The 24,024-nt window shown below is 74.2% G+C and carries 27 protein-coding genes and 1 pseudogene; 16 read left to right on the plus strand and 12 right to left on the minus strand.

Annotation, left to right across the window (positions count from 1 at the left end):
* Positions 1–269: 269 nt before the first annotated feature.
* Positions 270–728, minus strand: a pseudogene (locus ABGB11_RS11470) (serine hydrolase); the annotation flags it as partial.
* On the opposite strand from ABGB11_RS11470, the gene ABGB11_RS11475 reads away from it, so the two are divergent.
* The 6 genes from ABGB11_RS11475 to ABGB11_RS11500 all read left to right on the plus strand — a co-directional run bounded on the left by ABGB11_RS11475 (position 728) and on the right by ABGB11_RS11500 (position 5,503).
* A complete protein-coding gene (locus tag ABGB11_RS11475; RefSeq protein ID WP_347631964.1) occupies positions 728–1,066 on the plus strand; it encodes a QsdR family transcriptional regulator in 339 nt (112 codons plus the stop codon). The pseudogene ABGB11_RS11470 and the gene ABGB11_RS11475 sit on opposite strands and share 1 nt — an antisense overlap.
* A 39-nt stretch (positions 1,067–1,105) precedes the next feature.
* Positions 1,106–1,720 carry a methyltransferase gene (locus ABGB11_RS11480; protein ID WP_347631678.1) on the plus strand — a complete coding sequence of 205 codons (615 nt, stop codon included), beginning with the start codon at positions 1,106–1,108 and terminating at the stop codon, positions 1,718–1,720.
* Positions 1,717–2,268: a TrmH family RNA methyltransferase gene (locus ABGB11_RS11485; protein ID WP_347631680.1), complete on the plus strand. Its 552-nt coding sequence runs from the start codon at positions 1,717–1,719 to the stop codon at positions 2,266–2,268. Before ABGB11_RS11480 ends, ABGB11_RS11485 begins: the two co-directional genes overlap by 4 nt.
* 115 nt (positions 2,269–2,383) lie before the next feature.
* A complete protein-coding gene (locus ABGB11_RS11490; protein ID WP_347631682.1) occupies positions 2,384–2,722 on the plus strand; it encodes a TraR/DksA C4-type zinc finger protein in 339 nt (112 codons plus the stop codon).
* Between the two features lie 5 nt (positions 2,723–2,727).
* Positions 2,728–3,513, plus strand: coding sequence for a rod shape-determining protein (locus ABGB11_RS11495; protein ID WP_347631684.1), 786 nt, complete (start codon positions 2,728–2,730; stop codon positions 3,511–3,513).
* Positions 3,514–3,658: 145 nt separating this feature from the next.
* On the plus strand, positions 3,659–5,503 hold the full coding sequence (locus ABGB11_RS11500) for a class I SAM-dependent methyltransferase (protein WP_347631686.1): 1,845 nt from the start codon (positions 3,659–3,661) through the stop codon (positions 5,501–5,503).
* A 35-nt stretch (positions 5,504–5,538) separates the two neighbouring features.
* Here ABGB11_RS11500 and ABGB11_RS11505 read toward each other — a convergent pair whose 3' ends face one another.
* Complete coding sequence (locus ABGB11_RS11505; RefSeq protein WP_347631688.1) at positions 5,539–5,760, minus strand: EF-hand domain-containing protein; 222 nt, start codon at positions 5,758–5,760, stop codon at positions 5,539–5,541.
* Positions 5,761–5,876: 116 nt separating this feature from the next.
* Here ABGB11_RS11505 and ABGB11_RS11510 point away from each other — a divergent pair, with 116 nt between their 5' ends.
* Both ABGB11_RS11510 and ABGB11_RS11515 read left to right on the plus strand, forming a co-directional pair.
* Positions 5,877–6,686, plus strand: coding sequence for a glycerophosphodiester phosphodiesterase (locus ABGB11_RS11510; RefSeq protein WP_347631690.1), 810 nt, complete (start codon positions 5,877–5,879; stop codon positions 6,684–6,686).
* A gap of 230 nt (positions 6,687–6,916) precedes the next feature.
* Positions 6,917–7,789 (plus strand): hypothetical protein, encoded by an 873-nt coding sequence (locus ABGB11_RS11515; RefSeq protein ID WP_347631692.1) that lies wholly within the window; start codon positions 6,917–6,919, stop codon positions 7,787–7,789.
* A gap of 88 nt (positions 7,790–7,877) precedes the next feature.
* Here ABGB11_RS11515 and ABGB11_RS11520 read toward each other — a convergent pair whose 3' ends face one another.
* Positions 7,878–8,165, minus strand: coding sequence for a type II toxin-antitoxin system Phd/YefM family antitoxin (locus tag ABGB11_RS11520; RefSeq protein ID WP_347631694.1), 288 nt, complete (start codon positions 8,163–8,165; stop codon positions 7,878–7,880).
* A gap of 195 nt (positions 8,166–8,360) precedes the next feature.
* Between ABGB11_RS11520 and ABGB11_RS11525 the strand changes: the two genes are divergently transcribed.
* The 3 genes from ABGB11_RS11525 to ABGB11_RS11535 all read left to right on the plus strand — a co-directional run bounded on the left by ABGB11_RS11525 (position 8,361) and on the right by ABGB11_RS11535 (position 10,000).
* Positions 8,361–8,924: an ATP-dependent Clp protease proteolytic subunit gene (locus ABGB11_RS11525; RefSeq protein ID WP_347631966.1), complete on the plus strand. Its 564-nt coding sequence runs from the start codon at positions 8,361–8,363 to the stop codon at positions 8,922–8,924.
* Complete coding sequence (locus tag ABGB11_RS11530) at positions 8,921–9,526, plus strand: ATP-dependent Clp protease proteolytic subunit (RefSeq protein WP_347631696.1); 606 nt, start codon at positions 8,921–8,923, stop codon at positions 9,524–9,526. Before ABGB11_RS11525 ends, ABGB11_RS11530 begins: the two co-directional genes overlap by 4 nt.
* 129 nt (positions 9,527–9,655) lie before the next feature.
* Positions 9,656–10,000, plus strand: a complete 345-nt coding sequence (locus ABGB11_RS11535; protein ID WP_347631968.1) for an RNA polymerase-binding protein RbpA — start codon at positions 9,656–9,658, stop codon at positions 9,998–10,000.
* Positions 10,001–10,072: 72 nt separating this feature from the next.
* Here ABGB11_RS11535 and ABGB11_RS11540 read toward each other — a convergent pair whose 3' ends face one another.
* Positions 10,073–10,735: a response regulator transcription factor gene (locus tag ABGB11_RS11540; protein ID WP_347631698.1), complete on the minus strand. Its 663-nt coding sequence runs from the start codon at positions 10,733–10,735 to the stop codon at positions 10,073–10,075.
* Positions 10,732–11,766 carry a histidine kinase gene (locus ABGB11_RS11545; protein WP_347631700.1) on the minus strand — a complete coding sequence of 345 codons (1,035 nt, stop codon included), beginning with the start codon at positions 11,764–11,766 and terminating at the stop codon, positions 10,732–10,734. The genes ABGB11_RS11540 and ABGB11_RS11545 overlap by 4 nt, the downstream gene beginning before the upstream one ends.
* Positions 11,767–11,900: 134 nt before the next feature.
* Between ABGB11_RS11545 and ABGB11_RS11550 the strand changes: the two genes are divergently transcribed.
* Genes ABGB11_RS11550 through ABGB11_RS11560 form a run of 3 tightly spaced genes read left to right on the plus strand, consistent with a single transcriptional unit; the run spans position 11,901 to position 15,093 of the window.
* Complete coding sequence (locus tag ABGB11_RS11550) at positions 11,901–12,830, plus strand: ATP-binding cassette domain-containing protein (protein WP_347631702.1); 930 nt, start codon at positions 11,901–11,903, stop codon at positions 12,828–12,830.
* Positions 12,827–14,266, plus strand: a complete 1,440-nt coding sequence (locus ABGB11_RS11555; protein WP_347631704.1) for an ABC transporter permease subunit — start codon at positions 12,827–12,829, stop codon at positions 14,264–14,266. The genes ABGB11_RS11550 and ABGB11_RS11555 overlap by 4 nt, the downstream gene beginning before the upstream one ends.
* Before the next feature lie 17 nt (positions 14,267–14,283).
* On the plus strand, positions 14,284–15,093 hold the full coding sequence (locus ABGB11_RS11560; RefSeq protein WP_347631706.1) for an ABC transporter permease subunit: 810 nt from the start codon (positions 14,284–14,286) through the stop codon (positions 15,091–15,093).
* A 6-nt stretch (positions 15,094–15,099) separates the two neighbouring features.
* Here the strand turns inward: ABGB11_RS11560 and ABGB11_RS11565 are convergent, their stop codons facing one another.
* The 6 genes from ABGB11_RS11565 to ABGB11_RS11590 form a co-directional block, all read right to left on the minus strand.
* Positions 15,100–15,633 carry an FxsA family protein gene (locus tag ABGB11_RS11565; RefSeq protein ID WP_347631708.1) on the minus strand — a complete coding sequence of 178 codons (534 nt, stop codon included), beginning with the start codon at positions 15,631–15,633 and terminating at the stop codon, positions 15,100–15,102.
* A gap of 85 nt (positions 15,634–15,718) precedes the next feature.
* Entirely contained in the window at positions 15,719–16,465 is a 747-nt protein-coding gene (locus ABGB11_RS11570; protein ID WP_347631710.1) for a polyprenol monophosphomannose synthase, read from the minus strand.
* 5 nt (positions 16,466–16,470) lie between these two features.
* Positions 16,471–18,186, minus strand: coding sequence for an apolipoprotein N-acyltransferase (lnt, locus tag ABGB11_RS11575; protein WP_347631712.1), 1,716 nt, complete (start codon positions 18,184–18,186; stop codon positions 16,471–16,473).
* A gap of 504 nt (positions 18,187–18,690) precedes the next feature.
* Positions 18,691–19,131: a hotdog fold domain-containing protein gene (locus ABGB11_RS11580; RefSeq protein WP_347631714.1), complete on the minus strand. Its 441-nt coding sequence runs from the start codon at positions 19,129–19,131 to the stop codon at positions 18,691–18,693.
* Positions 19,124–19,960, minus strand: coding sequence for an OAM dimerization domain-containing protein (locus ABGB11_RS11585; protein ID WP_347631716.1), 837 nt, complete (start codon positions 19,958–19,960; stop codon positions 19,124–19,126). The genes ABGB11_RS11580 and ABGB11_RS11585 overlap by 8 nt, the downstream gene beginning before the upstream one ends.
* Complete coding sequence (locus tag ABGB11_RS11590; RefSeq protein WP_347631718.1) at positions 19,957–21,573, minus strand: lysine 5,6-aminomutase subunit alpha; 1,617 nt, start codon at positions 21,571–21,573, stop codon at positions 19,957–19,959. The genes ABGB11_RS11585 and ABGB11_RS11590 overlap by 4 nt, the downstream gene beginning before the upstream one ends.
* 281 nt (positions 21,574–21,854) lie before the next feature.
* Between ABGB11_RS11590 and ABGB11_RS11595 the strand changes: the two genes are divergently transcribed.
* Positions 21,855–22,622, plus strand: coding sequence for a hypothetical protein (locus tag ABGB11_RS11595; protein WP_347631720.1), 768 nt, complete (start codon positions 21,855–21,857; stop codon positions 22,620–22,622).
* A 2-nt stretch (positions 22,623–22,624) separates the two neighbouring features.
* Positions 22,625–23,200, plus strand: coding sequence for a hypothetical protein (locus tag ABGB11_RS11600; RefSeq protein WP_347631722.1), 576 nt, complete (start codon positions 22,625–22,627; stop codon positions 23,198–23,200).
* 6 nt (positions 23,201–23,206) lie between these two features.
* On the opposite strand, the gene ABGB11_RS11605 is transcribed toward ABGB11_RS11600, so the two are convergent.
* Complete coding sequence (locus tag ABGB11_RS11605; protein ID WP_347631724.1) at positions 23,207–24,007, minus strand: SAM-dependent methyltransferase; 801 nt, start codon at positions 24,005–24,007, stop codon at positions 23,207–23,209.
* Positions 24,008–24,024: the final 17 nt, after the last annotated feature.

Below are 24,024 nucleotides of genomic sequence, written 5' to 3' on the forward strand. Positions count from 1 at the left end.
GCACCGCACAGGACGGGCACTGCTCACGCCAGGCACTCCAGCGCCGCGCGCACGTACGCCTCCGACCGGTCCGAACCGATCACACCCGGCGCCATCCGGTTCATCATGTACGCGATCGTCGTCCGCGACTCCAGATCCATGATGACCAGCGAGCCGCCCCAGCCGCCCGACCCCGCGGCACGTACGGCACCGTCTCGTCCTCCGGAAGCGCGTACCCGATCCCGAACCGCAGCGGGACGCCCAGCACCAGATCGACACCGTGGCTCTGCTCATCGAAGATCGGGTCCAGCCCGCCCGCCGACAGCAGCCGCACCCCGCACCCCGCCCACCGTCCCGCCCAGCGACACCGCCGACAGGATCCGCGCCACCGACCGCGCGTTCCCATGCCCGTTCAGCGCCCCCAGCTCCGCACGCCGCCACGCCCCGGTGTTGGCCGCCTCCGGATCGGCCACCGCCCCCGTGAACACCTTGAACGCCACGCTCCCCTCCTCCGGCGCGCCGCCCCCCTCCGACGGCGGCGGGACGACCGGCGCGATCCGCCCCCAGTCGCCCTCCACCGCCCCCACCTGGAAGTCCGCGCCCAGCGGACCGGCGATCTCCGCCGCCACGAACTCCCGCAGCGACCGGCCCGACACCCGCCGCACCAGCTCCCCCACCAGATGACCCTGGTTCTGCGCGTGGTACCCCGACGCCGTCCCCGGCTCCCACCACCGCCTACCGCGAGCAGATCGGCGACGGGCCCCGCGCCGCTGCCGCGCTCACCATGTTCGTCCGCGACGTCAACGACCACAGCGGCATGCAGCGGCTCCTGAGCGACGAACCGGAACTCGCGCTCACCCTGCTGACCAGCGCCTCCGGCGAATACGAGCGCCGCTACCTCGCCCTGGTCCGCGACCTCATCGCCGAAGACCGCGCGGCCGGGCTGGTCTCGGACGAGGTGCCACTGGACGACCTCGCCTACGCGGCAGTGCGCATCACCGAGTCGTACATCCATATGCGCGTCATCACCGGCGAAGAGCCCGACGCCGAGCGGGCCGGCACCGTCCTGCGGGCCCTCCTGCGCTGACTCCGCATCCGGGCGCCGCCGCTGATACGGTCGGCGGACGTGGGGGATCACTACTTCGCCGAACGCCCGGACGCCGCGAGCCATCGCCGCACCGTCGACCTCGTCCTGCCCGACCTGCACCTGCGGCTCGCCACCGACAGCGGCATGTTCTCCCCCGAGCGCGTCGACCCCGGCACCCGCGTCCTGCTGGAGACCGTCCCCGATCCGCCGGCCACCGGCGACCTCCTCGACCTCGGCTGCGGGTACGGCCCCATCGCCCTCACCATGGCCAAGCGCTCGCCCCAGGCGAGAGTTCTGGGAGTAGATGTGAACCAACGTGCATTGGATGCGGCTGAGAGCAACGCCAAAGCCGCCGGCCTTGACAATGTAAGGTTCTGCTTGGCGGGTAGCGCCGACCCCGCGCTGCGCTTCGCCGCGATCTGGTCCAACCCCCCGATCCGCATCGGCAAGGCCGCCCTGCACGACCTCCTCCTCTCCTGGCTCCCCCGCCTCACCCCCGGCGGCCTCGCCCACCTCGTCGTCCAGAAGCACCTCGGCTCCGACTCCCTCCAGCGGTGGCTCGACGGCCAGGGCTTCCCCACCGAGCGGATCGCCTCCCGGTCCGCCTACCGCGTCCTGCGCGTCGCATCCCGCACGGAAGGCCCCACCCGATGACCACCCCCGACCCCGCGCAGGGACGCCGCCAGCTGCGCCCCACCGACGTCAAGCGCCTCAACCGCGACTGGCGCCGCCGCACCGGCGCCCGCCTCGGCCTGCTCGTCGAATCGGTCACCCAACCCTTCAACATCGGCTCGATCGTCCGCAGCGCCGCCGTCTTCGGCGTCGAGCACCTCTGGCTCGCCGGCAACGCCACCCCCCTCACCCAGCGCAACGTCGCCAAGACCGCCCTCGGCACCGAACGGCTCGTCACCTGGGAGCACGCCGGCACCCCCGCCGAGGCCGCCGCCGCCGTCCGAAAAGAAGGCCTGCGACTCGTCGCCGTCGAACTCACCACCGACGCCGTCCCCCTGCACGCGGCGCCCCTCGACGGCGACGTCTGCCTCGCCGTCGGCGGCGAGGACCACGGCTGCTCCCCCGCCCTGCTCGCCGCCGCCGACGCCGTCACCTACATCCCGCAGATCGGGCGCGTCGGCTCCCTCAACGTCGCCGTCGCCACCGCCATCGCCCTCGCCGAGGCCCGCCGCCGCGAGTGGAGCACCTGACCCGGCTGCACCCGCGCCCCCTTCGCAGATGGGTGCCGCCACCCATGGCCGAAAGCGCTCCCTTCGCCCATGGTGGGGGTTCGCCATCCCCCACGGTCGAAGGGAGCCAACAGCGATGACGGTCAACAGCGCGGTCAACGGTGCGCCCGGCGGATACCCGCCCGGCGGAGCGGCGGCCCGGCGGGCACGCGACCTGCTGGAGCAGGAGCGCCGCACCCGCGTCGCGCAGCTGGCCGTCCTGGAGCACCAGCGGGGACCCGAACCCGACGAGGGCGCCCACGCCCGCCGCGACACCCTCCAGGACGCTCTACAGGAGATCGACGCCGCCCTCACCCGCCTCGCCGACGGCACCTACGGCCGCTGCGAGGACTGCGGCGGCACCGTCCCCGAAGGCCGCCTGGAGATCATCCCCTACGCGCGCCGCTGCGTCGGCTGCCAGCAGCGGCGGCGCTGACCGCCATGCCCGCCGCGGAACCGAGCGCCGGCCTCGACCTCGGCAGCAGCCGCGTCCGCGCGGTCCTGCCCGCCCTGGACATGATCATCGACCGTCCCGCCACCACCGCCGGCCCCCTCCAGGCCGCCGGCGGGGACGTCCGGACGGCCACCGCCCGCCCCATCGAGCACGGCATGGTCACCGACGCCCGGGCCTGCACCCGCCTCACCCGGCTCGTCCTGCTGGAGGCAGGCCCCGGCCTCGCCCTGCGGCAGATCCTGCTCGCGGTGCCCTCCGCCGCGAGCAGGATCCAGCTCGGCCGCGCGACCGGCGCCGTCCGCGCGGCCGCCGGCTGCCCCGTCCGGACCCTGCAGGCCCCGCTCGCCGCCGCCGTGGGCGCCGGGATCGGCCTCGGCGACCCGCGCCCCCGCCTCGTCGTGGACATCGGCGCCGGCATCGTCGAGACCGCCGTCGTCATCAAGGGCCGCGTCCACTCCGTCCGGTCCATCCAGTACCTGCCGGAACACCGGCCCGGCGACCCCCTGCCGCGGCTGCCCGAGCACGTCCGCGAACGGCTCACCGCATGCGTCCGGCACCTGCTGGACGACCTGCCCGCACCGCTGCGGCGCACCGCCCGCGAGGGCGGGCTCGTGCTCACCGGCGGCGGCGCCCGGCTGCCCTCCCTGCCCGGCCGCCTCACCGCCGAGATGGGACTCACCGTCACCATCGCCCGCGACCCGGCCCGCGCCACCGTCCGCGGCCTCGCCCACGCCTGCCGCTCCCCGGACGCCTGGCGCCTCGCCGACGCCTGACCCGGGCCGCGCCGCCACGCGCTATGATCAGCCCGTGCAGTTCCTCATCTTTGCGTAGGACGCCCCCGCCGTCGCACCTGTGACGGCGACCTTCGGTGTCCCCGCAATCCGCCTCTTCGTGGGCCTTTCTGAGGAACTCCCCCCCGTGACATCGTCGTCATACGCGGCTGTCCTGCGCACACCGCACGCATCCCGCACCTTCGCCCTCGCCTTTCTCGGACGCCTGTCCTACGGGACGGTCTTCCTGTCCCTGACCCTGGCGTTCACCTCCTCGACCGGCTCCTACGCCCAGGCGGGCGCACTCGTGGCCCTGGAGGGCCTCACCGTCTCGCTCCTGTCACCGCTGCGCGCCGCGCTCATCGACCGGTACGGCATGCGCCGCGTCCTCTCCCCGATAACCGCCGCCTACGCCCTCATCCTCACCGCCCTGGCCGCGCTCACCTGGCAGCCGGGGGCGCCCCTCCCGCTCCTCGCCGTGCTGGCCATGGCCGCAGGTGTCACCGCTCCGCCGGTCGGCGTGGTGATGCGGACGCTCTGGAGCGGCCTCCTGCCGCCCGGCCCGCTCCTCCGCCGGGCGTACAGCCTCGACACCGTCTCCGAGGAACTGGTGTTCGTCGCCGGGCCGCTCCTGGCGGGGCTGCTGGCCGCTACGGCCGCCCCCTCTCTCGGGATCCTGGTCAGCGCCGTCCTGATCGCCGCCGGCACCGCCGGACTCGTCACCTCACCGGCGGCCCCGCTGCCGGCGCCGCCGGCCGCCCCGGCGCGCCGGGGGCCGCGACCGCGGGTGTTCCCGGCCGCTCCGGCGGTGGCCGCGGCGGCGACCGGCGTCGTCCTCGGCTCGACCGGGCTGCTCGCCATCGCCTTCACCGACCGCCACCACCAGCCCGGCGCCGTCGCGTGGGTCGAGGCCGCCGTCGCCGCCGGGAGCACCCTCGGCGGCCTGGGCTACGGCGCGCTCGGCCTGCCCGCCCCCGGACGGGGCCGCCTCGCCGTCCTCCTCGTCCCGCTCGGGCTCGCCCTCGCCGCCGCGGGCCTGGCGCCGTCCACCGCGGTCCTGGCCGCGCTGGCGTGCGCCGCCGGGCTGTTCGTCGGCCCCGCCCTGACCACCGCCTACCTCCTGGCCGACGAAGCGGCACCGCCCGGCGCCCGCACCCGCGCCATCGCCTGGGTGAACACCGCGCTCAACCTCGGCGCGGCGGGCGGGGCCGCCGCCACCGGAGCGGCCCTGGACGCCTTCCCGCTGCCGGCGTGCTACGTCCTTGCCGCGACCCCCGCCCTCCTCGTCCCGGCGCTGCTACTGGCGTTGCCGAAACAGCAACATCATTCGCCGAAACCGGCCGGGGCGGCGCACGATCGGAGCATGGACGACACCACCACCCACCGGGAGTACTGGGACGGCCGATACTCCGAGCACCATCACCTGTGGAGCGGCGAGCCCAACGCCGTCCTCGTCGAGGAGGCCGCCGGGCTGGAGCCCGGCACCGCCCTGGACCTCGGCTGCGGCGAGGGGGCCGACGCGATCTGGCTGGCGCGGCGGGGCTGGCGCGTCACCGCCGCCGACATCTCCGGCGTCGCGCTCGAACGCGCCGCGCGGCACGCCGCCGAGGCCGGCGTCGCGGACCGCGTCGACTGGCAGCTGCACGACCTCGCCGAGTCGTTCCCCGAGGGGACCTACGACCTGGTCTCGGCGCAGTTCCTGCACTCCCCCGCCGACATGCCGCGCGAGGAGATCCTGCGGTCGGCCGCCGCGGCCGTCGCGCCCGGCGGGATCCTGCTCATCGTCGGCCACGCCGGTCCCCCGCCCTGGGACCCCGACGCCCACGGCGGCGTGCACCTGCCGACACCGGAGGAGGTCAGGCTGTCCCTGCGGCTCCCCGACGGCGCATGGGAGGTCCTGCGCAGCGGCGAGCACGAGCGCGTCCAGACCGCGCCGGACGGGCGCACCATGACCCGCACCGACAACGCCCTCATGCTCCGCCGGACGGGTTGACCGGCCCGGCCGCCGACGTCACCGGGCCGCCGACGTCACGAAGACGCGGTCCGCTCCATCAGCTCGGCGAACTCCTCCAGGGAGATCCTGCCGTCCCGGTTGGCGTCGGCGGCCACCACCACCTCCACGGCACGGGTGTCGGTGACGTCCTGCCCGAGCTTGGCCATGAGGTTCTTCAGCTCCTCGGTCGAGATGTAGCCGTCGCCGTCCACGTCCACCAACTCGAACGTCGCCCGGTACTCGTCCACGTCCGCCATGCGGGTGCTCCTTCGCCGATTGATTGAGGCGCTGACGCTAGCATCGACGCCTCACCGCCCGAGGCCTTTACGTAGTAAGGTCAGACCGGGGCGCGGGGTCCGCCATAATCGGTCGGGTGCGGCGCTCGTTCGAATTCCTCGACCATCCCGGCCCGATCCCCTTCGCCCACCGCGGCGGCGCCGGGCGCCCGGAGAACTCCATGGCGGCGTTCCAGCGCGCCGTCGATCTCGGCTACCGCTACCTGGAGACCGACGCGCACGCCACCGCCGACGGCGTGGTCGTCGCCTTCCACGACCGCACGCTGGACCGCGTCACCGACCGCACCGGCGCCATCGCCCGGATGCCCTTCACCGAGGTCGCCAAGGCCCGCATCGACGGCGCCGAGCCCATCCCCCGCCTGGAGGACGTCCTCGGCTCCTTCCCGGACGCCCGCGTCAACATCGACCTCAAGGACGCCCCCGTCATCGGCCCGCTCGCCGAGACCCTGCACCGCACCAACGCCTGGCACCGGGTGTGCATCACCTCGTTCTCCACCCGCCGGCTGGCGCAGATGCGCGCCCGCCTGCCGATGTTCACCGACCGCGAGGTGTGCATGGCGCTCGGCCCGCGCGGGCTGATGGCGCTGCGCGCCAGGTCCTACGGCGGGCCCGCCGCCAAGCTCGTCCGCCTCGCCGCCACCGGCGTCGCCTGCGCCCAGGTGCCCTACGGCCTCGGCCCCGTCCCCTTCGTCACCGCCGCGTTCGTCGACCACGCCCACCGGCTCGGGCTGCAGGTCCACGCCTGGACGGTCAACGACCCCGCCGCCATGGAGCGCCTCCTCGACCTCGGCATCGACGGCATAATGACCGACGAGCTGGTCACCCTCCGCCGCATCATGTCCGCCCGCGACCTCTGGCCGCAGGACCGACCGCCCGCCACGACCTGACCGTGGCGCTCGCGCGGCGAGGTGGTCCGGTTCGGCGCGCAGCCCCGGTGATGAGCGCGGCGACAAAGCTCGGCAGCTCCGCGACCGGATCGGCCTGGACTCCTGACGGCACGTCCACGCAGGCCCGCGTCCGCCGCGACGGCTCGCAGCCGGCCGCGGTCCGGCCCTCGATCCGTCCGGGAGTCGTCGTTTCCGGCTGCGGCCGTGGACGTGGGGCTAGGGTCGTGATCATGGAAGTTGACGAGGAGAAAAGTCTGTGGCGGGCGGCCTTGGCCGGCGAGGACGCGCCGGCCATCGAGCAGATGTTGAGCCGCGACCGGGAGTTGAGGCTCATTGCGCGCGGGTGGTCGGATTCTGACGTTCCGGCGGAGGGCGCCGAGTTGCGGGGGTTGTTGCTGCGCGGTAGTGAGACCGTGCTGCCCTTGGCTGCGGACAATCCGTGGGGCGTTTCGGCTGACGCGGACCTGTGGAGCGCCGTAGAGCATGTATGGGCGCCGGTCGCTGAGCGTTGTCCGGCATTTCTCGCCGCGCTGCGGAAGGAGTTGCTGGGGCTGGCGCTGGTCGAGATAGAGGGGCGGTATCTGCTCGGATATCTATACCTGGCTATGCATGACGCGCCGTTTGCGCAGCATCTCCGCGATCTGCCGCGGTACGAGCATTTTGATGCCCGAATGCGCGTCCTGTGGGGGACGGTTCCGACCGCCCTGGGCCCGGAGGCTGTTCCGGCGATAGGTGAGCCGCTTCCGCCAGGCGTCCGCGATCTCGCCGCGGTACATGCCTCCCTCGAATCGGACGGCTTCAACCTGTGGTCGGACCGCCTCACCACGACGCTTGCCGCGTGGATCCTCCGCATGTTCGAGGGGGAGGACCCCGCCGAGTATGCCCCCGAGAGCGAGTTCCCGCGTGCTTTGAACGGCGAGTTCAACGGCTGTGTCCTGTTCGGAACCTGCCCTCCCTCAGGGGAGAACTACTTCCTGACCATGGACGACCGCGATCCCGATGGCACCCCGCGGGTCGGAACGGTCGGCATAGATGGCATCGGTGAAAATGAGTCTTTCTGGGACTGGTTCAACGGAGCCGTTCCCGAATACCTGTTCCCGTGAGCCATCGGTCGTCCCGCTCGACCTGACGCCGCGAACGCCCTGAGCGCCGCCGCATCGGCGGCGGCCCTCGTGCGCACGCGGCCGGGTGTCAGGGCCTGAAGCCGGGCGGGCGATACTCGGCCGCGATGCGCATCGGCTGCGCGGGCTGCTGCGGCCGCTCGGCGGGCCGGGACGGCTGCCCCGGCGGAACCGTCCCGCCGACCTGCAGGTCGAGGCGCTGGGACCGGATCGTCTCCAGGAGCTCCAGGTCCTCCGGGGAGACCAGGGCGGCCATCACCCGGCCGCGCCGGGTCAGCTTCACGGGCTCGCCGGTGTAGGCGACCCGGTTCACCAGGTCCGCGAACTGGGCACGTGCTTCGGTTACCGGAACATCCACGTGATTCATCGTATAGCGAAATACCCGATCTTCCTCTGGCCGCCCGCGTCCCGCGGGTCTAGAGTCCCTACGTACGTAGCGTACGAAATGTACAGATGATCAGGGAGGAGCACGGTGAACGTCGAACCGAGGCGGGAAGACGGCGGCCGGAGGCCGGAGACGTTCGCCGGCAGGTCGCGGGCCAGCGTGACGGAGATGCCGCGCCTCGCGGACGCGCAGCTGTACGAGCGGCTCCTGGCGCAGCGGATCGTGTTCCTCGGCACCGAGATCGACGACCAGACCGCCAACCAGATCAACGCCCAGCTCCTGCTGCTCGCCGCCCAGGACGCCCGGCGCGACATCACGATCTACATCAACTCCCCCGGCGGGGTCGTGGACGCCGGGATGGCGATCTACGACATGATGCAGTTCGTTCCGAACGACATATCCACCGTCGCGATGGGCATGGCCGCGTCCATGGGACAGACGCTGCTGTGCGCCGGGACGCGGGGCAAGCGGTACGCGCTCCGGCACGCGCGGGTGATGATGCACCAGCCGCACGGCGGCATCGGCGGCACCGCCTCCGACATCAAGATCCAGGCCGAGCAGTCCCTCTACCTCAAGCGGACCCTGGCGGAGCGGACGGCGTTCCACACCGGGCAGCCGCTGGAGCAGATCGAGGCCGACAGCGACCGGGACGCGTGGTTCACCGCGGAGGAGGCGCGCGATTACGGTTTCGTCGACCATGTCATCGACAGCACCGACCGGGTGGGCACATGACACGCGCGGAAAGGCGCTCCCTCGTCCCCCAGTTCGAGGAGCAGACGAACTACGGGCGCAAGGACACCGACCCCTACAGCAAGCTGTTCGAAGAACGGATCGTCTTCCTCGGGGCGCCGGTAGACGACACCAGCGCCAACGACGTCACGGCGCAGATGCTCGCGCTGGAGGGGATGGACCCCGACCGGCCCATCTCCCTCTACATCAACTCGCCGGGCGGGTCGCTGACCTCGATGCTGGCGATCTGCGACACCATGCGCTACGTCCGGCCCGAGGTCGAGACGACCTGCGTCGGGCAGGCCGGGTCGGCGGCGGCGGTCCTGCTGGCCGCCGGCTCCCCCGGACGGCGCCAGGCGCTGCGCGGCGCCCGGATCCTGCTGCACGAGCCCGCGATCGAGGTGTCCCGCGGCTACGCCACCGACCTGGACATCCAGGCGCGGGAGGTGCTGCGGCTGCGCGCGCAGACCGAGGCGATCCTGGCGGAGGCGACCGGGCGGACGCCCGAGACCGTCCGCCGGGACCTGAACCGCGATCGGTACTTCACCGCCGAGGAGGCCAAGGACTACGGGCTGATCGACGCGGTGCTCACGTCCCGTAACTGAGGTGCCTCCGCGGAGCTGTACGGCACGGCCGGAAACGGCAGGGTTGGATCACCCCGGGCGGGGGAATCTTGTCACGGTATTCAGCGTTGGTCAGGGCAAGACCGCAAGCCGTCTGGGAGGCACGTGACGATGGCCGAGCGCGCACTTCGCGGCACCCGACTCGGAGCGACGAGCTACGAGAACGATCGCAACACCGATCTGGCCCCAAGGCAAGAGGTGGACTACACCTGCACGAAGGGCCACCGGTTCACCGTGACGCTCGCAGCCGAGGCCGAGGTGCCGATGACCTGGGAATGCCGCAACTGCGGCGCCACGGCCCTGCGGGTGGACGGGGAGCTTCCGCAGGCCAAGAAGGGCAAGGCGCCGCGGACCCACTGGGACATGCTCATGGAGCGCAGGACCCTGGAAGACCTTGAGGAGGTTCTGGCCGAGCGCCTGGAGATCCTGCGGGCGGGACGCAGGAAGTCCGCTTGAGAGGCTGACAGGTTTTGACGGTTCGGGCCCGTACCGGGTGACGGTACGGGCCCGAACCATGCCCGGCGGCCGTCAGCGGCCCGACCGCGGCAGGACCAGGCCGCTCTCGTAGGCGAGGACGACGGCCTGGACACGGTCGCGCAGCCCGAGCTTGCGAAGGATCCGGCTGACGTGCGTCTTGACCGTCTCCTCCCCCACGACCAGGCGGCCGGCGATCTCGGCGTTGGACAGGCCCGACGCGACCAGGCGCAGCACGTCGGTCTCGCGCGGCGTCAGCGCGTCCAGAACGTGCAGGGCGGGCGGACGGGGCCGGAGCCGCGCGAACTCACCGATGAGGCGCCGGGTCACGGCCGGCGCGAGCAGCGCGTCCCCGGCGGCGACGACGCGGACGGCGTCGAACAGCCGCTCTGCGGTGACGTCCTTCAGCAGGAACCCGCTGGCCCCGGCGACCAGCGCGTCATAGACGTGCTCGTCCAGGTCGAACGTGGTCAGTATCAGGATCCGCGGCGGGTCCGCCCCGGCGGTGATGCGGCGGGTGGCCTCGATGCCGTCCATGGCGGGCATCCGCACGTCCATCAGCACGACGTCCGGCCGGTGCTCGGCGCAGACGCGGATCGCGGCGGCCCCGTCGGCGGCGGTCGCCACCACGGCCAGGTCGGGCTGGGTGCCGAGCAGGGCGCTGAACCCGGCGCGGACGACCTCCTGGTCGTCGGCCACCACCACGCGGACGCTCACCGCCCCTCCCCCAGCGGTCCGTCCAGTGGCCCGTCCAGTGGCCCGTCCAGGGGCAGGGTCGCCTCGACCAGGAAGCCGCCGAGCGGCCCCGGACCGGTGCGGACGTCCCCGCCGGCGGCGGCCGCGCGCTCGCGCATGCCGAGCAGCCCGTGCCCCGCGGGACCGCCGCCGCGGCCCGGCCCGTTGTCGCGGACGGTGACCCGCAGCGCGTCCGCGGCGTAGTCGAACTCCACGTCGACGGCCGCGCCCGGCGCGTGCCTGCGGGCGTTGGTGAGGGCCTCCTGGACGATCCGGTACGCGGCCAGCTCCAGGCCCGGGTCGAGGGCCGCGACGTCCCCGCGGACGATCAGCCGGACGCCCGCCGCACCCGAGTCGCGGGTGTCGTCGACCAGGTCGAGGAGCTGCCGCAGGCCCGGCTGCGGGCGGCGGGTGGGCTCGGCGCCGGCGTCCTCGCGCAGCACGCCGAGCAGCCGCCGCATCTCGGTGAGGGCGGTGCGGGCGGTGTCGCCGATGGCCAGCAGCCGCCGCGCGCCCTCGTCCGGCATGCCGGGGACGGCGAGCCGCGCCGTCTCGGCCTGCACCGAGATCATCGAGATGTGGTGGGCGACGACGTCGTGCAGCTCGCGGGCGATGCGGGCGCGCTCGCCCCGGGCGGTGTGCTCCTGGAGCGTGGTCTCGAACGCCCGGCGGGACGCGTCCCGCACGGCCGCCTCCGCGCGGCGGCGCAGGATCCGGCGCCGCCCCAGCACCGCCCACACGGCCGCCAGCGCGGTGAGCGCGGCGACCGCGACCCCGCCGTGCAGGGCGCACGCCGCCGCCGCGGCCACGGTGATCGTGGCGGCGGCCAGGGCGCCCCGGTCCCGGACGAGGACCAGCGGGAGCGTCGCGCACACGTCCACCACGATGGCCAGCGGCAGGATCACTCCGGAGCCGCGGGCGCGGTAGACGGCCTCGGCGACCGCGGCCGCGGCGAGGCAGCCCCCGGCAACGAGCCAGACCAGCCTCCCGGCACGGTCGACGCTGTCCTCCACGGACGCCATTGTGGCGGGGAACGGCGCTCCGCGGCGTCCCTCCTCAGAGGGACGCCCGTCCCCCGGGCTCTGGCCCCGAAGACGGCTCCGCGGCGTGATGACCGCGCGCCGCGGCGGTCCGTAGCCTCCCGGTCATGGATGCGACCATCGAAGTGCGGGACCTGCGCAAGAGGTACGGGCCCACCGTCGCCGTGGACGGCCTGTCGTTCACGGCCGGGCCCGGGCGGGTCACCGGGTTCGTCGGCCCGAACGGGGCCGGCAAGTCCAGCACGCTACGGATGATCATGGGGCTGGACCGGCCCGACGGCGGCACCGCCCTGGTGGGCGGCCGGCCCTACCGGTCGCTGCGCACGCCGCTGTGCCGGCTCGGGGCGATGCTGGACGCCTCCGCGGTGCACCCGGCCCGCCGCGCCCGCGACCACCTGCTGTGGCTGGCGCACGCCAACGGCCTGCCGGTCCGCCGGGTGGACGAGGTGATCGGGCTGACCGGGCTGGCGGGCGCCGCGCGGCGCCGCGCGGGCGGGTTCTCCCTCGGCATGCGCCAGCGCCTCGGGATCGCCGCGGCGCTGCTCGGCGACCCGCCGGTGCTGATGTTCGACGAGCCCGTCAACGGGCTGGACCCCGAGGGCATCACCTGGATCCGGGGGCTGCTGCGGTCGCTGGCCGCCGAGGGGCGGGCCGTCCTGGTGTCCAGCCATCTGATGGGCGAGTTGGAGGGCGGCGCCGACCACCTGGTGGTGATCGGGCGGGGCCGGCTGATCGCCGACACCAGCGTCGCGGACCTGCTGGACGCCGCGTCCGGCGGCAGGGTCGAGCTGCGCACCACCGAACGGCAGGAGGCCATGACCGTCCTGGCGCGGGCCGGCGCCACCGTGGCGGCCACCGGCCGGGACACCGTCACGGTGGCGGGCCTGCCGTCCGAGCGGATCATCGCCCTGCTCACCGGCGGCGACGTGGCGTTCAGCGGCGTGTCCGCGCACCGGGCGTCGCTCGAGGAGGCCTACATGGACCTGACCAGGGACGCGGCGGAGTTCAAGGCCGCGACGGCAAGGGGGGACGCGTGACCGCCCCCGCGCCCTACCGCAGCACCGTCCAGGCCGAGGCCCGCGACGGGTTCGGGCGGCTGCTGATGTCCGAGTGGACCAAGCTGCGGACCGTTCCGCGGTGGATGCTCACCCTGCTGGCGGCGGTGGCCCTGACGGTCCTGGTCGCGCTGCTGTCGGCCGCGGGCACCGAGACGAGCGGGACCGGGACCGGCCCGGCGGACCCCGCCCGGATGCAGACCGTCGACCTCGGGCACCTCACCTACCGGACCATGACCGGCAACGGCACGGTCGTCGCCCGGGTCACCTCCCAGGAGGGCGGCGGCCGGTGGGCGAAGGCCGGTCTGATGATCAGGGGGAGCGCGAAGCCGCACGAGGACTACGCGGCGCTGGTCGTCACCCCCGGGCACGGCGTCCGGCTGCAGAGCGGCTACGAGGCCGGCGGCGCCGGCGGCGGGACGGGCGGCCTGCCGCGCTGGCTGAAGCTGACCCGGTCGGGAACGACCGTCACCGGCCACGAGTCGGCGGACGGGCGCGAATGGCGCCGCGTCGGATCGGTCCGGCTGGAGGGGCTGCCGCGGGAGGCGCTGGCGGGCATGGTCGTGGCCGCGCCCGACGACGTCCGCGTGGAGCGGCAGTTCGGCGGCGAGAGCATCTCGGGGGAGCCCGGCTCCACCCGCGCCACCTTCGACCACGTGTCGGTGTCACCGGCGCGGCCGGGCGAGCCGTGGCGCGACCGCGGCGCGCCGGGCGGGCCCGGCGCCGACCCCTCCCTGGACGGCTCGGCCGAGACCGGCGGGGTGTTCACGCTCAGGGGGATCGGCGACGTCGGCCCCAACCCGTTCGCCGACGACGTCACCGAGTTCACCCTCACCGGCGTGCTGATCGGGCAGGCGGCGGTCGTCGCGCTGGCGGTGCTGTTCGTGACGGCCGAGTACCGGCGCGGCATGCTGCGCACGACGTTCGCGGCGTCGCCGCGGCGGGGCCGGGCCCTGGCCGCCAAGGCGGCCGTGGCGGGCCTGGCGTCGCTGGCGGCCGGGCTGGCCGCGGCGTTCGGCGCGATGCTGCTGGCCCGGCCGGTGCAGCGGTCGCACGGGCTGGCACCGCCGCCGCTGTCGGACGCCGCCGTGCTGCGCGCCGTCCTCGGCACGGCCGCCCTGCTCGGCGTGGTGGCGGTGTTCTCGCTGGCGGTCGCGGTGATCGTGCGGCGCAGCGCACCGGCGATCACGATCGTGCTGCTGCTCCTGCTCGCCCCGCAGATCGTGGCGACCGGGCTGCCGCTGTCGGCGGCGCGGTGGCTGGAGCGCCTCACCCCGGCGGCGGGGTTCGCGATCCAGGAGACCGTCGTGCGGTTCGACCGCGCGATCGATCCGTGGGCGGGGTTCGGGGTGCTGTGCGCGTATACGGCGGCGGCGCTGGCGGCGGCGGTGTGGCTCGTGCGGCGTCGGGACGCGTGATGGGCCGGGAAGCCGTGATGGGCGGGGGACCGTGGGCGGCCGTGCACGCGGCGCACGCCGAGTGGACGAAGCTGCGGACGCTGCCCGGCATGGTGTGGCTGCTGCCCGCGCTGGCGGTGCTGCTCGCCGCCGTCGGCGCCGCGGTGACCGGGACGGTGGACACCTCGCACTGCCCGGCGCCCGCCGCCTGCGCGGAGGACACGCCGAAGCTGGCGCTGTCGGGCGTCCAGGTGGGGCAGGTCGCCGCGGTCGTGCTCGGCGTGCTCGCGGTCGGTGGCGAGTACGCCACCGGCACGATCGCACCGACGCTGGCCGCGGTCCCGCGCCGGACCACCGTGCTGGCCGCCAAGGCCGCCGTGGTCGCGGGCTCCGTCGCCGCCGCCGGCACCGCCGGGGTGCTGGCGGCGCTGGCGGCGGGCCGCGCCATCCTGCCCGGCAACGGGTTCACCGCCGCCGCGGGCTACGCGCCGCTGTCGCCGGCGGACGGCCCGACGGCCCGTGCCGCCCTCGGGACCGTCCTCTACCTGGTGCTGGTCGCGCTACTCGCCCTCGGCGTGGGGACGGTGCTGCGCGAGCAGGCGGCGGCGATCACGGCGGTGCTGGCGCTGCTGTGGATCGTCCCGGTCGTGACCCGGCTGGCCGGCGACCCGGTGTGGGAGGAACGGCTGGAGAAGATCGCGCCGATGACCGCGGGGCTGGCCGTGCAGGCGACGCGCGGCCTGGACCGGCTGCCGATCGGGCCGTGGGAGGGGCTCGGCGTGCTCGCCGCCTACGCGGCGGCGGCTCTGCTGGCGGGCGGCGCGGTGCTCGCCGCCCGTGACGCCTGACCGGGGTCAGGCGCGGGAGGTGGTGTCGTCGTCCTCGTCGATGACCTCGCCGCGGACCACCGGTCCCGGCGGGGTCTCGACCCGCTCGGGCCCCTGACGGCCGAACGCGTCGTAGCCTCCGCCGCCCGGCGGCACCCCGGGCGGGAACATCGTCGCGGCGCGTTTCTCGGCGGCCCGCATCCGCCGCGCCGCGAACGCCGACAGGGCGCGCCGGACGAGGGGACGGGTGAAGGGCAGCACGAACGCGAAGCCGAGCACGTCGGTGACGAACCCGGGGAACAGCAGCAGCATCCCGCCCGCCATGACCAGCGCCGCGTCGGCGAGTTCGCGGTCGGGCAGCACGCCCCGCGTGGCGGTCTCCTGCAGGGCCCGCCACGCGCGGCGGCCCTCCCGGCGGACGATCCACACGCCGAGGACGGTCTCGGCGACCAGCAGCCCGACCGTGGGCCACGCGCCGATCGCCCCGCCGACCTGGATCAGCACGAAGATCTCCAGGACCGGCAGCAGCAGGAACGCCAGCACGATCAGCAGCGGCAGCATGGCTCCATCTTCGGGTCGTCGAAAGCCTCACCCTTTACAACGCGCGGGCGCCCCGAACGTTTCCCGCGCGGCCGGCGGGGTGCGATCAGCGGGGCGGGCGGTTCTTGCCGACGCGGTCGGACACGCCCCACTGGGTGATGCGCAGCGCGGCCTCGGCCATCACGTCCCGGCTCATCTTGCTGGTGCCGAGTTCGCGCTCGACGAAGGTGATCGGCACCTCCACCACGCGCAGGCCCTGCCGCACCGCCCGCAGCGCCAGGTCGATCTGGAAGCAGTAGCCGCGCGAGTCGACCTCGTCCAGGCCGATCTTGTCCAGGGTCGCGGCGCGGAACGCGCGGTAGCCGGCGGTGGCGTCGTGCAGGTGGATGCCGAGCATCAGGCGGGCGTAGGTGTTGGCGCCCCGCGACAGCGCCTCGCGCCGCTTCGGCCAGTTGCGCACCTTCCCGCCGGGGACCCAGCGGGCGCCGATGACCAGGTCGGCGTCCTCCAGCGCCGACAGCAGCCGCGGCAGCTCCTCGGGCTGGTGGGAGCCGTCGGCGTCCATCTCGACCATGACGTCGTAGCCGTGCTCGGCGGCCCACCGGAACCCGGCGATGTAGGCGGGGCCGAGCCCCTCCTTGCCCTCCCGGTGCAGCACCTTGACCTGCTCGTCGCCGGCCGCCATCGTGTCGGCGACCTCGCCGGTGCCGTCGGGGCTAGCGTCGTCGACGACGAGGATGTCCGCCGCGGGGACGGCCTCGCGCACGCGCCCGGCGATGCGCTCGATGTTGTCCCGCTCGTTGTAGGTCGGGATGATCACGAGCACCCGGCCGAGCCCGGCTGGGATCTCCATCGGCGTCATTTCCCCTCGTTCTCCGATGCCGTGTTCGGGGCGGTCCCCCGGGCCCCCCTGCGGGCCGTCCACGCCGCCGCGCCGACGGCGCCGAGCCCGAGCAGCGCGAGCGCCCATTCGGGTTTCTCGCCCAGCCGGTCCGACAGGGTCCGCGAGGTGCGCGCCGGGACGGTGGCGACCTGGATGTCGGGCACGAACTCCCGGGACCGGTCGACCACCCTGCCGTCCGGCGCGACGATGGCGCTGATCCCGCTCGTCGCGGCAACCAAGATCGTACGGCCATGTTCGACCGCCCGCAGCCGCGACATGGCGATCTGTTGCGGAGGAAGGCTGGTGCGGCCGTAGGTGGCGTTGTTGGTCTGCACGACGAGGACGTCGCCGCGCGCGACGTCGCGGACCTCCTTGTCGTAGGCCACCTCGAAGCAGATCACGTCGCCGACGCGCACCGGGCCGAGCCTCATCACGCCGGAGCGGGTGCCCTTGGCGAAGTCGCGCGGGATCCGCTCGAACCGGGTGATGAGCTTGGTGAGGATGTCGCGGAACGGCAGGTACTCCCCGAACGGGACGGGGTGCCGCTTGACGTAGTAGTCGCCGGGGCCGCTGACGGGGTCCCAGACGATGCCGCGGTTCTCGACCTTCTCGCCGTCGGGGGTGTCGGTGAGGGCGCCGACGAGGACGGGCACGCCGACGTCCTTCACGGCGGCGTCGATGGCGTTGTAGGCCTCGGGTTCGGTGTAGGGGTCGAGGTCGCTGGCGTTCTCCGGCCACACCACCAACTCGGGCCGGGCGACCTGCCCGGCCCTGACCTTGGCGGCGAGCTCGTGGGTGACATTGACGTGGTTGTTCAGGACGGCCCTGCGCTGGCCGAGGAAGTCCAGGCCGGCGCGCGGCACGTTGCCCTGGATGACCGCGACGGTCACCGGGCGCCCGGTGGCGGGAGTGGGGATCAGCAGCCCTCCGCCGACGACGGCGGCCACCGCGGCCAGGCAGACCACGGCGGGCACCAGCGCACGCGCCGCCCGCGGCGGCGGCGCGGCGCCCTCATCGGCGTCCTGCGCCGCGGCGGCGCGGGCGCGGTGGGCCCGGAGGGCGCGGTGGGCGGCCACGGCGGCGCAGGCGAGCAGGGCGCCGACCAGGGCGGTCAGGAACGTGACCAGGGGGGCGCCGCCGTAGGACGCGTACGGGGTCAGCGGCGTGGCGGTCTGGCTGAACGCCAGCCGCGCCCAGGGGAACCCGCCGAACGGGACACGGCCGCGGATCAGCTCCTCCCCGACCCACAGCGCGGCCGTCCACACCGGCCAGGCGGGCAGCCGGGCGACGGCCGCGGCGCCCGCGCCGAGCGGCAGGTAGTAGGCGGCCTGGACGAGGCTGAGGATGATCCACCCGTCCGGCCCGACCGCCGAGATGCCCTCCAGGACGGGGATGAAGAACGCGGCGCCGCCGACGAAGCCGAGCCAGGCGCCGGTGCGGGCGGGCAGGCCGCGCAGCGCGAGGGTGAGCAGCGCGACGCCCGCGGGCGCGAGGGGGGTGAGGTCGGCGGGCGGGAACGCCAGCCACAGGAGCAGCCCGGCGGCCACGGCCAGCAGGGTGCGGGGCCAGCCGGCCCGGCCGCCGGTGCGCAGGCCGCGGCGCAGGCGGCCCGGCCCCCGCCGCGGCGCGCCGCCGGGGTCCTCGTCCGCGCCCTTGGCCGGCGACCGGTCCGGAAGGGTCTCCTGGGCCACGTCCCACCTCGTTCGCTCGTTCCCTTGCGGGAACGCTACCGGGCGCGGCGGCCGTCGGCGACCACGGGCGGCGCGGAACCCGGCGGGCGCGCGGGCGGTTCACGCTCGGCGGAACGGGACCGGAGTGCGGGACGGGCGCAGGACGGACACGGGCCGGACACGGAGGAGGGCCCGCGACATCCGTCGGGCCGGAGTCGTCCCACAGGCGGTGAGAGCGATGCTCCGTTTTCTACTGGATGTCCGGGCCCTTCCCGGGTCCAACCCCCCGCGCGATCGGACGGCTCCGCCGGGGCACGGCCCCGGCTCACCGCGCTGGCTCGGGCGGGCACGATGCCGACCACTCGCGTGATCCCCGTCCCCGTCGCGGCGCGGTGCCCGGCGGCGCCTCGGGCGGCCGATCGGTGAGTCCCGTGCTGGACTGCAGCAAAACTACCGGCTTCCGCCACCTTGTCAACCGCCGCATGTTCTGCGGCGACTCCCTGTTTTCCCAGCTCAGCACCATGATCACAGGTTGTGTCTTTTCCCGCGCGGGCGGCGCGCGGGCGCGGGGCAGCCGCCCGGCGCGGACACCACGACAGTGCCGGACGCGGTGACGGCCACGATCGGCTCGGGCAGCACCTCCGCGGCCGACTCCCCCTTGCCGGGCCGTCCCCGGCACACCACGCGCGCCTCGAAGTCCATGACGCGGCTGCGGGTGCCGGCGCGGGTGAGGACGGCGGTGGTCTCCAGGACGTCCCCGGCCCGGACGGGCGCGCGGAACTGCACGTCGGAGTAGGAGGCGAACAGGCCCTCGTCGCCGTCGGTGCGGATGCACAGCTCGGTCGCGGCGTCCCCGAACAGCCCGAGGACGTAGGCGCCGTCGACCAGGTCGCCGGCGTAGTGGGCGTGCGAGTAGGGGATGTAGCGGCGGTGGGTGACGGTCGTCCCCTCGCGCGGGTCACTCATCGTCGTCCTCTTCTCCGTTCCGGGCGGGCAGCAGGGCGTGGACGAGGTAGCTGGCGACCTCGGCGGGCGTGGTGCCCTTGCCGAAGATGCGGTCGACGCCGAGGTCGGCCTCGGTGACGGTGTCGAAGCGGGGGCCGCCGACGACCAGCAGCGGCCGTCCCATCCCGCCGGCGACGGCGGTGGGGTACTCGGCGTGGAACGCGGCGGCCATCTGCTTGGTGTTGTGCAGGTGGGCGTTGCGCTGGGTGACGACCTGGGAGACCAGGACGGCGTCGGCGTTCTCGGCCTTGGCGCGCTCGACCAGCTCCTCCACCGTCACCTGGGCGCCCATGTTCACGACCTGGATCTCCCGGTAGTACTCCAGGCCCTTCTCCCCCGCGAAGCCCTTGACGTTGAGGATCGCGTCGATGCCGACGGTGTGGGCGTCGGTGCCGATGCAGGCGCCGACGACGACCAGCCGCCGGTTCAGCGTCCTGCGGATCGCCAGGTTCACCTCCTGGGACGACAGCAGCGGGTAGGCGCGCTCCTCCGGGACGGGGATGGAGGCGTAGTCGATGAGGTGCCGCACCTTCCCGTACACGATGAAGAAGGTGAAGTCGGGGCCCATCGGCTTGGCGTGGACGACGCTGGCGGGGTCCAGGCCCATCTTCCCCGCCAGCTGCAGCGCGGCGGCGTCGGCCCGCTTGCCGGCGGGGACGGGCAGCGTGAACGACATCTGCACCATGCCGTCGCCGGTGGTGTCGCCGTAGGGCCGGATCACCTGGCGGGTGTCGGCGGGCTCGGCCGGGGCCTCGGTCCCGGTGCCTGTTCCGGGGGTCTCGACCGTCATGCGGGCACCTCCTGCTCAGCGGTACGGGCGGCGTGCGGGTCCTCGGTGTCGAGGATCTCGATGGCGGGGTTGACGTAGCCGTCGGCGCGGGGGACGACGCCGTCCAGGCCCTTGCCCCCGTCGGCGGGGCGGCGGGTGACGCCGAACGTCCCCTCGGCGATGGCGTTCAGCAGCCCGTCGCCGGCGATGCGGTCCAGCAGCTCCACCGACTCCGACAGGACCTGCTTGGCGCGCTGGACGACCATCCCGCCCGGGCGGGGCACGAAGTCCTCGGCGAGGTTCCCGCAGGCGTCGCGGACGTAGCGGACGTTCTCCAGCGCGAGGTCGCGGTCCGACAGCCAGGGGGTGTGGATGCCCTCGGTCATCATCCCGATCAGGATGATCGACTGCCCGGTCATCACGCCGGCGAGGTTGAAGAAGGCGTCCAGCAGGTAGCCGGCGAAGATGTTGCCGGTCATGTGCTTGGTCGGCGGCATGTACTTCAGCGGCGCGCCGGGGAACAGCTCCCGGACGAGCTGGGCGTGCGCCAGCTCCAGCCGGAACGACTCGGGGATCGCCGGGTTGATCTCGAAGGCGTGGCCGAGGCCGAGCTGGGCGTCCGAGAGCCCCGCCTCGTGCCCGAACCGCTCGTTGAGCAGCTGGCTGACGGTGACGGTGTGCGCGGCGTCGACCGCGTCGGCGGTGGTGAGGTAGTTGTCCTCGCCGGTGTTGATGACGATGCCTGCGCGGGCGTGGATCTGCCGGGAGAACCGCTGGTCGATGAACGTCCGGCGCGGGTTGATGTCGCGGAAGATGATGCCGTACATGCAGTCGTTGAGCATCATGTCCAGGCGCTCCAGCCCGGCGAGCGTCGCGATCTCCGGCATGCACAGCCCGGAGGCGTAGTTCGTCAGCCGCACGTACCGGCCGAGCTCGCGGGAGACGTCGTCCAGCGCGGCGCGCATGAGCCGGAAGTTCTCCCGGGTGGCGTAGGTTCCGGCGTAGCCCTCGCGGGTGGCGCCCTCGGGGACGAAGTCCAGCAGCGACTGGCCGGTGGAGCGGATCACCGCGACGACGTCGGCGCCCTCCCGGGCGGCGGCCTGCGCCTGCGGGATGTCTTCGTAGATGTCGCCGGTCGCGACGATGAGGTACACCAGCGGCCGCGGCGTCGGCGCCATGTCGGGGGCGGGCAGCTCGGCCAGCAGCCGGTCGCGTTCGGCGCGGCGCCGGTCGATGCGCGCGATGCCGGCGCGGGCGGCGGCGGTGGCGGCCTCGCGGGCGTGCGCGGCGTCGGTGCCGGAGGGCAGCCGGAACGACGCCTTCCCGCGGGCGGCGGCACGGGCGAGGTCGCCGAGGCCGGTGTGCGGGCCGGTCAGCAGGGCGTCCCAGACGGGCAGGGCCACCCCGTGCTCCAGGCCGACCTGGTCGCGGACGGCGTCGGCGAGGTGGTTGACCCAGGGGCGCCCCTCATCGTCGGCCCCGGTGAGGCCCGCCAGGCGCAGCAGGGCGCGCTCGACGGAGACGGTGGTGTGGGAGCGGGCCATCCGGATGATGGGCTCCGCGGCGCGGGCGGCGAGCCGCCGGGCGGTGCGCACCACCTCCGGGTCGAGGTCCAGCTTTCCCTGCGGCGCCATTGCCGTCTCCCCTCACGCAGCCGCCCCTCTCAGGCCGGGCCCGAACAATCGTCCTTCATACCGAGTTCTCTACGAGAGATCTTCCGGTATGAACACCGTATTTCACAAGAACTGGCAGCACATCTTCCTCGGCTCCTCCACCACCGGCGACCAGTCCCATCTTCCCTGGCGGGGCGGCCGCCTCACCCTTCGGTGACGGCAATCGGCGAACTCACCGGTAGGCACGCTGGGTAAAGCTACGCTCACCCCAGGTAATGACGAGTCCCGCTTCCAGGAGGGGCATGTTGGTTTATCTTGCGGCCGCCGCGTGCGCGGCCGGCGTGGTCATCGTCGCGAGCCGGCTGGTGCGGCGCGCGCGGGCGGGCGTGGACGACCCCGACCCCGACGGCCCCACCTCCGCGCACACCGGCGCGATGCTGTCGGCGCTGTTCCTGCTGGCCTTCGCCATCGCCGTCGTGGTGCCCTGGACGTCGGCGGACGCCGCCCGCGCCAACACCTACGCCGAGAGCCAGGCCATCGCCGAGACGTACTGGGCCGCGTCCCGGCTGCCCGCGCCCGAGGCCCGGCGCGTCCAGGAGGGGCTGAGCCAGTACGTCGCGATCGTCCGCGGCCCCGAGTGGCGGCTCATGGCGCAGGGGCGGCTCAGCTCCCGCGGCTGGGCGGAGCTGGACCGGCTGCGCCGCGACGTGATCGCGGTCAAGGCCGACGACGACGAGCTGAAGGACGCCCGCAACGGCGTGCTGGAGCACCTCGGCGAGATCTCCGCGGCCCGGCGGCAGCGCGCCGCCGACGCCCGCGCGACGCCGCCCGCCGCGCTCACCGCCGTCACCGTGCTCACCGGGATCGTGGTCATGCTCCTGCCGTTCCTGGCGGGCGCCCGGCCGCGCGGCATGACGCTGGTACCGCTGGCGCTCATGGCGGGGCTGCTCGCGGCGGGCACGTACCTGACGTTCGACATCGCGCACGTGTTCGACGGGGCGCTCGCCGTCGGGCCGGAGGCCTTCACCAGCCTGCAGGCGGACCTGCAGCGCATCGCGGGGGGTCGCTGACCGTGCGCCTGCCCTCCGCCCCGACCCGCACGCTGCCGGCGGTCCTGCCCGCCGCGGTGGCCGGCGCGCTGGCCCTCCCGTCCGGCGCGCTGGCCGAGCCGGAACCGCCGCCGCCCTCGATCAGCGTGTGCATCGACGTCGAGCTCGGCTCGCACGGCGCGTCCGGCTGCGCGCCGGCCCCGCCCCCGCCCGGCCCGCCCGCGCCGCCGCCCGAGGAGGTCCCCCCGCCCGAGCCGCCGCAGATCCCCGACGAACCCGAAGAACCCGACGAACCGGAGGAACCCGAAGAGGAGCCGCCGCCCGAGACCGCCGGCCCGCCGGCACCGCCGCCCCGCCCGCGCACCGCGGCACCCGCCGCTCCCGCGCCGCCGCCCCGGACGCGGCCCGAGCCCCCGGCGCCCGAACCGGCGCCCCCCGAACCGGCGCCGCCCGCGCAGACGTCCCAGGAACCGGCGTACACGGCACCGCGCGCGCAGAAGGAGGCGCCGCGGCGCCGCAACCCGCTCAGCACCTCGCTGGTCCTGGTGGTGCTCGCGGTCGTCATCAGCGCGGGAACGGCCATCGCGTTCGCCCGCTGAGGCGGGTCAGGGCCGGCGGCCGACCCCGCCGAACACCAGGAACCGCTCGGGGTCCCGCACCGCCTCGCCCTCGTCCGGACGCCACAGCGGCACGTACACCAGGCCGGGGTCGAGCAGGTCCCAGCCGTCGAAGAAGCGCAGGATCTCCGCGTGCGAGCGGGGCACGGCCGGGGACGTGGCGCGGTTGTAGAGCTTGCCGATCGCCGCGGTCTTCCCCGGCTGTGCCTCGTCGGTGAGGTGGGAGATCACCAGGTGGCTGCCGGGCGCCGCGGCGTCGCGCAGCGTCGCGACGATTCCCGCCGGATCCTCCTCGTGCTTGATCAGATGGAGCGCGGCGACGAGCAGGAACGCCACCGGCTCGGACAGGTCGATCAGGCCCTTCAGCTTCGGGTCGGCGAGGATCGCGCCCGGGTCGCGCATGTCGGCCTGGATCACCGCCGCGCGCTCGTTGCCCGCCAGGATCGACCGGCTGTGCGCCACCGCGACGTCGTCGTTGTCGACGTACACCACGCGGGCGTCCGGGTTCCCGTCCTGCGCGACCTCGTGCACGTTGCCCTGCGTCGGGATGCCCGACCCGATGTCGATGAACTGGGAGACCCCGGCGCCGGCCAGCGTGCGGACGGCGCGGCGCAGGAAGGCCCGGTTGGCGTGCGCCAGCTCCCGCGCCTGCGGCTCGACCCGCAGCAGGCCCGTCGCGAGGTCACGATCCGATGCGAAATTGTGGTCTCCGCCGAGCAGAAAGTCGTACACCCGTGCGACGCTTGGTCTCTGACTGTCGACCTCGGGTGGAATCCACTCGGAGTCCATTCATCGTCTCCTTCGGC

It is taken from the genome of Actinomadura sp. B10D3 (assembly GCF_039871695.1).
In the GTDB taxonomy this organism is placed as follows: Bacteria; Actinomycetota; Actinomycetes; order Streptosporangiales; family Streptosporangiaceae; genus Spirillospora; species Spirillospora madurae.